At 65.0% G+C, this 11,068-nt stretch carries 11 protein-coding genes; 5 read left to right on the top strand and 6 right to left on the bottom strand.

The genetic code is table 11. The annotated features are described in order from the left end of the window. Positions 1 to 70: 70 nt before the first annotated feature. Both QFZ83_RS11520 and QFZ83_RS11515 read left to right on the top strand, forming a co-directional pair. Positions 71 to 376 carry a hypothetical protein gene (locus QFZ83_RS11520; protein WP_307506272.1) on the top strand — a complete coding sequence of 102 codons (306 nt, stop codon included), beginning with the start codon at positions 71 to 73 and terminating at the stop codon, positions 374 to 376. 151 nt (positions 377 to 527) lie between these two features. Next, positions 528 to 758 carry a hypothetical protein gene (locus QFZ83_RS11515; protein ID WP_307506269.1) on the top strand — a complete coding sequence of 77 codons (231 nt, stop codon included), beginning with the start codon at positions 528 to 530 and terminating at the stop codon, positions 756 to 758. A 33-nt stretch (positions 759 to 791) separates the two neighbouring features. Here QFZ83_RS11515 and QFZ83_RS11510 read toward each other — a convergent pair whose 3' ends face one another. The 5 genes from QFZ83_RS11510 to QFZ83_RS11490 form a co-directional block, all read right to left on the bottom strand. Then, positions 792 to 1,046 (bottom strand): DUF1488 family protein, encoded by a 255-nt coding sequence (locus tag QFZ83_RS11510; protein WP_307506267.1) that lies wholly within the window; start codon positions 1,044 to 1,046, stop codon positions 792 to 794. A 66-nt stretch (positions 1,047 to 1,112) separates the two neighbouring features. Next, positions 1,113 to 1,421: a hypothetical protein gene (locus QFZ83_RS11505; protein WP_307506265.1), complete on the bottom strand. Its 309-nt coding sequence runs from the start codon at positions 1,419 to 1,421 to the stop codon at positions 1,113 to 1,115. 654 nt (positions 1,422 to 2,075) lie between these two features. After that, positions 2,076 to 3,053: a tripartite tricarboxylate transporter substrate binding protein gene (locus QFZ83_RS11500; RefSeq protein WP_307506262.1), complete on the bottom strand. Its 978-nt coding sequence runs from the start codon at positions 3,051 to 3,053 to the stop codon at positions 2,076 to 2,078. Positions 3,054 to 3,081: 28 nt separating this feature from the next. Further along, the gene (locus QFZ83_RS11495) at positions 3,082 to 4,347 is read right to left on the bottom strand and encodes a DUF1254 domain-containing protein (RefSeq protein WP_307506259.1); all 1,266 of its coding nucleotides are present in this window, start codon (positions 4,345 to 4,347) and stop codon (positions 3,082 to 3,084) included. Positions 4,348 to 4,363: 16 nt separating this feature from the next. Further along, positions 4,364 to 5,572, bottom strand: coding sequence for a CaiB/BaiF CoA-transferase family protein (locus QFZ83_RS11490; RefSeq protein WP_307506256.1), 1,209 nt, complete (start codon positions 5,570 to 5,572; stop codon positions 4,364 to 4,366). 87 nt (positions 5,573 to 5,659) lie between these two features. Between QFZ83_RS11490 and QFZ83_RS11485 the strand changes: the two genes are divergently transcribed. Then, entirely contained in the window at positions 5,660 to 6,634 is a 975-nt protein-coding gene (locus tag QFZ83_RS11485) for a LysR family transcriptional regulator (RefSeq protein WP_307506254.1), read from the top strand. Between the two features lie 170 nt (positions 6,635 to 6,804). Further along, on the top strand, positions 6,805 to 7,029 hold the full coding sequence (locus QFZ83_RS11480; protein ID WP_307506251.1) for a hypothetical protein: 225 nt from the start codon (positions 6,805 to 6,807) through the stop codon (positions 7,027 to 7,029). Positions 7,030 to 7,429: 400 nt separating this feature from the next. Here QFZ83_RS11480 and QFZ83_RS11475 read toward each other — a convergent pair whose 3' ends face one another. Further along, on the bottom strand, positions 7,430 to 7,789 hold the full coding sequence (locus tag QFZ83_RS11475; protein WP_307506248.1) for an H-NS histone family protein: 360 nt from the start codon (positions 7,787 to 7,789) through the stop codon (positions 7,430 to 7,432). A gap of 399 nt (positions 7,790 to 8,188) precedes the next feature. On the opposite strand from QFZ83_RS11475, the gene QFZ83_RS11470 reads away from it, so the two are divergent. Next, a complete protein-coding gene (locus tag QFZ83_RS11470; protein ID WP_307506245.1) occupies positions 8,189 to 11,011 on the top strand; it encodes an ATP-binding protein in 2,823 nt (940 codons plus the stop codon). Positions 11,012 to 11,068 lie beyond the last annotated feature (57 nt).

Below are 11,068 nucleotides of genomic sequence, written 5' to 3'. Positions count from 1 at the left end.
GGCTCGCAATGCGGACACTTCCCGGCCGTCCACGGATCGGGTCGGGCATCCCGTTTGCCGGAGGTTGCGAATGAACAAGCCTTTTCCCCATCTTGCTCAATTGCGCCAGTGCGCGTCCCGGTTGCGGCGCGAGGCCGTTCAAATCCAGCATGCGATCACCGCGAGGCTGCTTGCGGAAGGCCCCGTTTCTGCCGAAGAAATGCGCATGTGCGCGTCAGCCGCGCATTTCGCTGCCTCCGCTCACGCGTTCTATTTGCATGAGCTCGAAAGGTGTAACTCTGAAGTTCTCGCCACCGTCGATCGGTTGGCTGCGCCGAGTGCCGCCAGGCGCGATACGGACCGACGCCTGGTGCGGCTCGCTCGGGCTGAAAGCTGAAGCCGCAGAAACTCGCAACGTCGCCCGCAAGTCTCCCGGTACATTGGCGCACGGAAGGAGCACAGACAGGGAGCCCCCATCGGGCATCAATGCGCCGGTGCCGCATCGCCGGGGTGCCGCGGATTCTTCTCGACTTCCCACAGGCGGTCCCGTGGCCGTCGATCCAACCGCCTTCACTCTCCATCGATTGTTCGACGCCCTGCCGCTGGCGGACCGGTCACGCTTGATCGCCCGCTGCGACAAGGTGGGACTGATGGCGATCCACCTCCTGCACGGACCGAGCGACTGCTGCCGCGGAACCATCGCCATCACAGACCGTTCGGGTCCAGAAAACGCCGCCCGCGGTGCTGTCGCCCCGACAGTCGCAGCCATGCGCATCTGATTTCTTGAGCCGATGCGCGGGCACCGTGGCTAACTAGGTCGCGACAGCCAGATCGTATTCGCGCAGCATCACAGGCGCCGGCGACCCGCACGCAAGCCGCCGGCGTACGGCAGCATCGATTTCCTCGACATGAAGACCGAAGGTTTCGAGCGGATCCGCGTTCTCGCTGGTGTGAAAGCGGTAGCGCAAGGTCTCTCTGCGGACGCTGGCAGCTACGGGATGGCCGCCCACCATCACCGAAAAGCGCACGCAGCCGGAGGCATCGTGGAAAAAAGGAGGGTTGGACATCCTCGAAACCCCTTCAAGAGCGAAGCGGCGTCCACGCGATTCCGCGCGACGGCCTGAAACGATGCGTCATGGGGTGTCCTTTGTCTTGACCATTGGAAGAGACTTCTGCGTGAGTTGCTTCTGCCCGGAGAACGCGAGCGTGGGTCGGCATTCAAGCCGAGATTTCTCGCGCGCGACCGCCGACAGCCCTGCCGGTGTGATCAAGTGCACATGCACGGCATGCAGCGTCAGCGCCCGCCCGGCTGTCGTGATCCGCATGGTGAATTCGATCAATCCGAGGTCGGCGAGCCGCTTCGCCGCGGCGACATCTGCCGCCAGCGTCAGGATGCGCTGTGGTGCCATGCGGCTCAAGCGCATCAGCAGTTGCATGTCCATGAAGATCCTTCTTCGAAGACTCGTGTCTCGGAGCTGGCGAACGGCGCGGCCGCCTGGCCGCTGAATGCGCGATGCCAAACGCGTGCAACTTCGATGCGGCCCCGCCTTGCGGCGTCACCCAGCAACCGCAATATGTCCGTTTGTCTGCATACCGTCGGTGCGATAACGAACATTGGCGTCGTCGACCAAGCTCCAAAGCGCTTCGACCCCGTGATCCTGGCGCGGGCCTCAGCCGAAGTCCGGCTTGCGGACCACTTGGGCGACTCCTTGGTCGCTTCGCTAGAGAAGCCCGCGGAATCGTTAGCCGTCATCCGACGTGATCGCGACGCATTGACGGGTAGCCGCTTCCCGCCTTGATCCCGACGGTGTACCCATGACGTATGACGCAAAAGAAATTCGGCAACTCACGCACGAGTTTCGGCGCGCGAGAGCGGACGCTCGAGCGGCTCAGGACGGCGTCACGCAGGCGTATCGGCTATTTCTGGTGGACGCAGGTCCGGGGCCTTCGCCCGAGCAACTCGCGCATTTGCAGACGGCCATTGGGTTTGAGGAGGCAGCCTGCCGCAAGTGTGTAGCGCGGCTGGAAGCAATATCGCAAGCTCTGACGGTAAACGCACCCGAATGAGCCCGGCGGGACGCTCCCTCGGCGCAGACTCATTCGGCCGTGATGCTCGCGGCCTTGATGATCTGCGCCCACTTGCGGGTTTCGCTCGCAATGAACGCGCTGAAGTCCTCGCTGGTGCTCCCGCGAAGTTGCAGTCCCGCGGCCTCGGCCTTGCGACGGACATCCGGGTCGGCCACCGCGGCGTTGATCTCCGCGGTCAGCCGCGCAACGATGCTGGCCGGCGTTCCGGCCGGCGCGAGCATGCCGTACCAGCCATAGCCCACCACGGAGGGCAGTCCCTGCTCCCGGAAGGTCGGCGCCTGCGGGTAGAGAGGCGTCCGCTCTTCGGTGGCCACACCCAGAACCCGCAGTTTGCCGGCCTGTATGTGCGGAATGGCGGTCGAGATGGCGGTCAGGGTGGCGTCGATCCGCCCCGCAAGAAGCTCGGTGTAAGCCGCCGCGTCGCCGCGGTACTGCACCACGATGCCCTTCGCGCCGGAGGCACGCAGCAGCAGCTCGGCCGTCAGATGCGGCGCCGACCCCGCCCCGGGCGATCCGAAGGTCGCACCTTTCGGATCCGACTTCGCATGCTTGATGAACTCCGCGAGCGACTTGTACGGCGCGTCGGCATTGACCACCAGGAACAAGGGAGCGATGGCCGTGCTGGCGATCGAGGCGAAGCTCTTGTGTACGTCATACGGCAGGTCCTTGTACAGCGCCTCGCCGATGGCGATCGGTGCCGCTGCATGGAGCAGCGTGTAGCCGTCCGCCGGTGCTTTAGCGACAAAATCGTTGGCGATGCGCGTGCCGGCGCCGGCCTTGTTTTCGACCACGACGCCCTGCCCCAGCCGTCGCGCCAGGAAGTCGCCCAGAACGCGCGTGAGGATGTCGTTCGACCCACCGGCGCCGTAGGGAGAAACCAGCCGGATCGGCCGCACAGGCCATGCCTGCGCGAGGCCCGAGGCGCTCCAGGGAAGTGCCAGGCCAGCTGCGGCGGTGGCGAGAAGGTGTCGGCGATTCATTGTCATGGGCTTGTCTCCGTTGATTTTCTGGGCTTCAGAGGGGCTGGATCGGCGGATAGTCGAATGTCAGCGCCAGGTGGTCGGCATGCGGTTGATAGAGCCGCAGCACGACATAGAACGACTCGCCCTTCGGCGCGGGAAGCCAGTTGACCCCGGGTCCCGGGTCTTCGGCCTGGAGCCGAATGGCAAGGCCACCGTCGGCGTCGTGGTGCAAGCCCGGCGTGCGATCGCCGATCGAGTACCGGTCGATGGCATTGGCAACGAAAAGGCAGTCGCTGCGCCGGTACATCGTGAGCGACCAGAAGGCATCCACCTTCAGCCCTTTTCCCGGCGCGAACCGCAGTTCGTAGCGCTGCGATCCGTTCAGCGGCACGCCGCGCGCATCCACCTCCGCGGTGGGGTACATCGCCTCCTCGATGCCCAATGCGCCGATGAAGTTGCGAGCGATGCGCGCGCGCGTCAGGTAATCGTCGCCCCAGTTGTTCTTCACCATGACCGGGATGGCCCAGCCTCCGCCCAGATCGTGCGGCTGGTTGTTGGCTCGCAGCCGTTCGTAGACGGTCGTCAATGAAGGTGCGAGACCGGCCGCCGCAGGAGGCCATGCCAGCCGTTCGCCAGGCAGCGGCGGGTTGCGTCGAAGTGCGGCGCTCACGATGCGCAGGTACAGGTCGGCCGTCGGGATACCCGCATCGCGGCCATCGATCCATGTGTCCACCCGCATCGCAGCGTCGGCGCCGTCCAGGCGAACCAGACGCATCGCGGATTGCGACGCGCGCACGCGCGCGGCATCTTCGCCGTCGTCCTCCACGAGATGGCGGCCGATCACCCACACATCATTTCCCGGCGCGGCCACCGTCAGCGTGATGTCGGCCGGAACGATGCCATGCCAGCCGGGGCCATGCACCAGCGTGCGCTGCGACCTGTTGCCCGTCGTGCGGCGCCCGACATAGGCAAACGGATTGGTCCACGCATCGAGCAGCCCCAGCGTCCAATAGCGGTCGCCCATGTCGGGCGTTTCGATGACCACCGGTCCTTCGGAAAGATCCAGCCAGGCGTTGCTGTAGACCGTGTCGTTGTTCGGGCTGACGACTTCCTTGTCTTCAGGGCCCAGGCGGCGGTGCGTGTGGGTGAACTGGTTGACCCACCGCGCGTTGGACTTCGGATCCGCCGCGGCGAACCCGAGTGTGGGATGGCGGCGCGCAGTGGTTGCGGCGCGCATCCGCATCATCTCGAAAAGCGGCAGCGTTTGGATCACCACGTCGTCGCAGCCGTGCGCGATGGGGTCGGTCTTCGAATTCATCGTTCGCTTCCTTGTGTCACGCGACCGCGCCGGTACGGCGCAGCTCCTCGATCTCGTTCTTCGCGAATCCGAGTTCGGCAAGGAGCCGATCGGTGTCGGCGCCGCAAGAAGGCGCGGCTGCCGGATTGGCTCGGGGCGCATCACCCAGCCGGTAGGGCAACGCCAGGGAGGGGTAGCGTCGGCCGTCGGCGCCCATGGCGTCGACCAGGATCCCGCTCGCCTTGACGTCGGCGCTTTGAAGGACCTGCTGGTAGCTGCGCACGAAGCCGACAACGATCTGGTTGCGGCTCAACAGCGCGACGCACTCCTCGCTGGTGAACGACGAAAGGCACTCGCGCAGCACGACGCGAAGCTCGGCGCGGTGCTGCACCCGCAATGCGTTGGTGCGAAACCGTGGGTCCGTGGCGAGCGGCTCGCGTCCCACCACGCGGCAAAACCGCGCCCAGTGCTCCTCCGCATAGGCAGACAGCACGATGTGACCGTCGCGCGTGGGCACCACCTCCGCGGCGGGCGCGTTGTTCGGCTGGCCATCGCCGATGCGGGTCGGCTCGGGCGCGCCACCCAAGTAGTCGCACCAGGTGGTGGCCTGCAAATGCATCGCCACCTCGAGCAGCGAGGTACGCAGCGTCTCGCCCCGGCCCGTCTGCCCGCGCCCATAGAGCGCCGCGAGCACCGCCTGTGCGCCCAGGTGCGCAGCGGCCGCGTCGATGATCGGCACGCCCACCTTTTGCGGGAGGCGGTCCGGCTCGCCGGTGACGGACATCAATCCGCTTTCGGCCTGGGCCGCGATGTCGTAACCGGGGCGCCCGCTCGAAGGCCCCAGGTCCCCGAAGCCCGAGATCGACAGGTAGATCAACTTGGGAAAACGCTCCCGCACCGCAGATGGCCCCAGGCCCAGCGCTTCCACCGCGCCGGGGCGCAGGTTCTGGATCACCACGTCGCTCTCGCCGATCAGGCGCCAGGCGATCTCCAGGCCCGCCTTGCTCTTCAGGTCGAGCGCGATCGACTGCTTGCCGCGGCTGTAGGCGCGGATCATCGACTCGCCATAGCGGCCGATGTGCCTGGCTTGGTCCCCCGCCACCGGTTCGATCTTGATCACCTGCGCGCCGAGCTCGGCAAGAACCATGGCCGCGCCGGGTCCGGCGATGTATTGCCCCATGTCGATCACCCGCACGTTCTTCAGCGGTGCGGCGGCCGCCGTTGTCTCTCTGGATTCGAATGTCATCGGGGCAACGTTATCGCCTGTGCCGATTCTTGAAAATTCGATAATCGTGAGGATGTGATCACGATTGGCTATGGTTCAGGAACCCGGATGGACACCAAAACAGACCGCCTCGTTCGCACCCTGCGTCTAAGACACCTCGAGTTGCTCGTGGCCCTCGCCGAAACACCCACGATGCGAGGCGCCGCGGCACGGCTGCACCTGAGCCAGCCTGCGATCAGCAAGATGCTCGGAGAGCTCGAGGGCTGCTTCGGGGCCAGGCTGTTCGAGCGCAGCCATCAAGGCATCCAGGCCAACGCGCTGGGTTCAAGCGCCGTAGTCCGGGCACGCGCGGTACTGCACGAGCTGGCGCGAGCTACCGAGGATGTCGACGCCATGCAACGCGGCGTGACTGCGGTTCTGCGCGTCGGCACGCCGTCGGTCACTGCGACCGTTCCAGCGGCCATCGTCAAGCTGCGGGAGCGGATGCCGGGCGCGGCCGTGCAGTTGCGGGAGGGCCGCGTCCATGAACTCATCCATCGCCTGCTCGACGGCGAACTGGACTGCGTTTTCGGTGCCATCACGCCCGAGCTGATCTCCAGCGATCTGATTCCGCTGCTCGAGCCCGTGTTGCTGCTGAAGGACGAACTCTGCGTTCTCGCTTCGACCGCGAACCGGCGCATCGCCGGACGCAGGTTCAAGTGGGCGGACCTCCAAACCGCGCAATGGGTTCTTCCTCCCAAGGAAACATTGGTCAGGCAGGCTTTCATGACCGTCTTCCTGAACAGCGGGGTCACGCCGCCCGTGCCCGTCATCGAAGCGATGTCCTCGGTCACGATCGGTACTGTCCTCCGCCAGGACCCGTCGCTGCTGTGCGCCGTACGGCTGGAGCATGCGCTTGACGAAGTCGCCAGGGGCGGTGTGCACCGCCTCAAGGTCGGGCCGCGGGTCGACCTGCCGTCGTTCGGCCTGTTCTTTCGACGTGACGAACTGGAGAAGCCGGCGATCCTCATCGCGTTCGCAGATGCCATACGGAGCGTCAGCAAAGCCAACACTGCGCGGGACAAGCGACGAGCCAAACATTGATTCGGATTTGACGATCGAGCATCGCGACGAGCCGCGTCGGTCCGGGGTTTCAGTGTCGCCAATCCCTCTCTCGACGTCGGGCGCCCGCCAACCAAGAATGGCCGCCTGGAAGCCCCCAGTCCACCGTCCTTGCCGGCAATGCGTTGAATGGCGACAGCGGCAACAGGACGATGACCATCAAGCAGCTCGACAGATTCAACATCAGCCACGGCACGTCCCTGCAAAAGGGAGACCGGGTTTATGCCGACGCACGCTTTGGGTGCGTTGTTGGGGCGACCGGCACCCATGTCCGGGTGCGATTCGATGGCGCTCTGAGCGGGGTGCCCTGCGATCCCAAAGATGTACGGGTTGTCAGTCCAGAAAGCCAACTCCTGGAAATCGCTTCAATACAGTAGCCCCGCCCAGAGTTCCGGTGCCCTGACTCATTCGGGTCTCAAAGATCATCTCTGTGCTGGCAGGCACCGCAGCTTCGATTCATCGTCCTTTTTTGTCGCCCTGAAATGTCCCGGTGGCGGCCGACTGTGGTTGCACCCGCACGTGAAAAAACCAATTCATGTGCCACCCTGGAAACCATCGCGCGCACGAAAACAAAACTTGTTCGCCGGTGATCCTCAGCGTGTTCTTGAGTTGTTATAGCGGCGTCGAAGCTCACGGCCATCCAGGCTCGGGAGGCCCAGGCGGCAAAGCGAGTTCAGTCTTCTACCAACTGCTGTATGCGATGCTTGGACCGCCGCCGCATGCGCGTCTGTTGACTCGCATGAGCTGAATACCTACCGGGATCGCCGAGTGGCAGTCTTACGACTTGGCCAGCAGTTCGTCAGCGGACTTGCCCGCTTCGAGCGCGGCCTTGAACCAGCCAGGACGGGGACCACGGCCGCTCCACACGTTGCCCTGGTCGTCCTTGAACTTGGGGGCGCCCGTCGCAGCAAGGGCCACCTTCTTGGACTTTCGCGTTTTCTTCGCAGCGCTCTTCTGAGTCGTTGCCGCCCGGCCAGGTCCTTTACCAAGGCCTAAATCAGCCGCAGTGAAGCCGTACACCGCAATTGCTTCCTTGATTCGGCTGCGAACACCTTCCGCTTCCTTCTTGCGCAGTTGTTCGGCCTCTTTCTGAAGTTGCTCAATCTGCTTTTGCACCTGCAGGAAAGTCCTTGCCATGAATTGGTCCTTATTTAAAGATGGCGCGAGCTTAAGCCCGAAAGACATTACTTAGCGTCAGCGCTTATCGTCAAGGCGGTGTCTACCCGGTCATTGGCAATGCCGTTTCCCACGCGAAGGCCTTCCTTCATCCTTTGCGGGCAAGTGCGCATTGGCCGCACACTGCCGAGCAAAGGCTGTGCGCTGGCCGAAGCACGCCACTCGTCAAGCACCTTCTGGCCGGGCGTGTCACACGCCAGATGCACCAGCACCCCGTCAGCCGTCCCCATCAGCCTCTTGGTTTCACGCGTGCCGGTATGTCGTCATGCGCTTGCTGTCACCGTCGACAGCAGACGGGCCGACAGGCACGCTCTTGCACATGAGCAAGAATAGCCAATTCTTGTTCCGTGCCCTGCCCCCATGCGCGCTCCCAATCTGTCGGCCCGCTTGCTGCTCGTCGCTTCCGCGGCGTTGATCCCGTTGGCTGTCGTTTGCGGTTTGGCGCTGGACGGCCTGTTGAGGACGCAGCGGGAGCAAATTCAGACGACGACCCTTGGCGTTGCCAGGGCGCTCGCCACTGCCGTGGACGGCGAACTTCGATTGACCGTCGCGGCGCTCGAAGCGCTGGCGCTCACCGAACCTCTGGGCGCGAGCGAACAGACCGGTTTGGTGGACGCCATGCTGCTGGCCAAGGCATTGCGCAACTCGCACGCGGATTGGCGCGGCGTTCTCCTCCTCGGGCCAGACGGCAAGGTCTTGTTCAGCACCGAGGGCAATGTCAACGGGCCGGCATCCGAAGCCGTGGAACCCGAAAGCCTCGCGGCGGTCGTGCGCACGCGCAAGCCCGCTGTCGGCTTGATGGCGAAGGGCCCGAACGGCAACCAGGCCTTCCCGGTGCGAGTGCCGGTCATCCGCGACGATGCAGTGCGTTACGTTCTCACGGCCGTCGTGCGCCCCGAAGCCATCGGGGAGGTCCTGGCAAGGCAAAGCATCCCGGAGGGCTGGACAGTCTCGATCTTCGATGCAGGCAATTCGAGGGTCGCCCGATCCCGGGAGGATGAGCGGTTCCGCGGAATGCCTCCCACCGAATCCTTGCTGCAGATGCTTCGCTTGATGGAGGCTCGCAGTGAGTACGTGGGCGTCAGCCGGAACGTGGACGGCATCTTGATGCAGACGGCCGTGGCGAAGCTTGAGTTCGCCCCGTGGACGGCGGTGCTTGGCGCCCCGCAAGCAGTCGCGGACGACGCGCTCTGGCGCACGGTCAACGTGTACGGATTCGGCCTGTTTGTCTCATTGCTGGTAGGCGGGCTGGCGTCCTGGTGGATGTCGCGGTCCATCACGCGCCCGATCGCTCGGCTGCAACAGAGCGCGGATGCCTTGGGCTTGGGAAAACCCGTGACGGCGCACGCCTCCGGAATCACCGAGGTGGACGCGGTGGCGACCGCGCTGGTCTCGTCGGCCGAGCATCGCGCGCAGCACGAACTCGAGCGCGAAACGCTGTTGGCAGCAGAACGCAAGGCGCTGACCACTGCGCAGGCGGCGCAGGAGCGGCTCGAACGGCTCGCCGGCGCGAGCGCCGTGCTTTCGCGTTCGCTGGAGGAAGCCTCCACGCTCGAGGCAATCGCCGCCATCGTCGTGCCGGCCGTGGGCGACCTTTGCCGCATCGACCTGCTCAACGAGAACGGCGTGCTCGAGCGAAAGCTCACGCATCACCTCGATCCGGCGCGCAGTGCGCAGATCGCCGGCATGGTGAGCACCCGCACGGCATCCCCGGACGCGCAGGGCTCGTTCCCGTGGGCGATCGCCACCGGCCAGACGTTCCTGCGCAATCTCGACGACCCGAACGCCTTGCAGGATCTGGATCCGCAGCTGCGGGAATTCGTGCAGGCGTTGGGCATCACCGCCGGGTGTGTCGTGCCTCTGGTGGCACGCGGCCGAACCATCGGCGCGATGGCGGTCCTGCAGGACACGTCCAAGCGCCGGTTCAGCCCTTCGGACGGGGCGCTCATCGGAGAGCTTGCGCAGCGCGCGGCACTGGCACTCGACAACGTGCGCCTGCTCGCGCAGGCCCGCAGCGCGCAAAACCGCGCCGAAGTCGCAAGCAGGGCCAAGGACGAGTTCCTCGCGATGCTGGGTCACGAGCTTCGCAATCCGCTGGCTCCGATCTCGCTGGCCCTCAGCCTGATCGAGCGCAAGGACGACAAGGCCTTTCCGCGGGAACGCCAGATCATCGAGCGGCAGGTCAGGCATCTGTCGCGGCTGGTGGACGATCTGCTCGACATCTCCCGCATCGTGTCGGGAAAGATCGTGCTTCGGCCCGAACCGCTGGATCTGCGGGACATCGTCGCCAAGGCCATCGAACTCACGCTGCCCGCCTTGCAGATGAAGGCACAGATGCCGTCGATCTCCTTGCCGGCCGAGCCGGTTCCGGTCACCGGCGATCCACTCCGGCTCGCGCAGATCGTGTGCAACCTCCTGAACAACGCCGCGAAGTTCACCTCGCCCACACAGCGCATCTCGCTGACCCTTCGCGCGACGGCAGGCGAGGCGGAACTGGCGGTCGCCGACGAAGGCGTTGGCATTGCGCCCGAACTCCTGCCGCACGTTTTCGAGCGGTTCGTCCAGGCCGAACAGCAACTTCAGCGCGCCGCCGGTGGGTTGGGTCTTGGGCTGGCCATCGCACGGAGCCTGACGGAGTTGCACGGTGGAACCATCGAGGCAAGCAGCGCTGGCCTAGAACGGGGCAGTACCTTCACCGTGAGGCTTCCGTTGGCCGCGGGATCAACCCGCGTAGATGCCGATGCTCCTTCCTGCGAACCATTCACCAGATCACTGCGCCTGCTGCTCGTGGACGACAACGCCGACGCGCTGGAATCGCTCGCGGAGTGGTTCGTTCTCGAAGGCCATCAGGTGCTGACGGCCGGCAGCGCGGAGGATGCGTTGGCGTTGCTCAAGACCGAGAGCGTGGATGGCGGGATCTTTGATCTAGGACTGCCGGGCATGAGTGGCTACGAGCTGGCACGCCTGATTCGCGCCGACGATCGCGTCGGCAGGATCGCACTGCTGGCGCTCAGCGGCTACGGCCAGCAGTCCGACAGGAACAAGGCGCTCGAATCAGGCTTTGACGGCCATTTCTCGAAGCCGGCACACCTCTCGACGCTGCTGACCACGTTGCAGCGGCTGATCGGACCGGCACCAGTCGATCCGACCACTGACCCTCGAACGTCAAGGAACGTTGTCTAACAATCTTCCTGTGCGACGCGTACACGCGCAGAGCCTGGATGACGTTCGGGCGCTGCA

This window comes from Variovorax sp. W1I1 (assembly GCF_030815625.1).
In the GTDB taxonomy this organism is placed as follows: Bacteria; Pseudomonadota; Gammaproteobacteria; order Burkholderiales; family Burkholderiaceae_C; genus Variovorax; species Variovorax paradoxus_C.
This window is presented reverse-complemented; position numbering and strand designations above follow the sequence as displayed.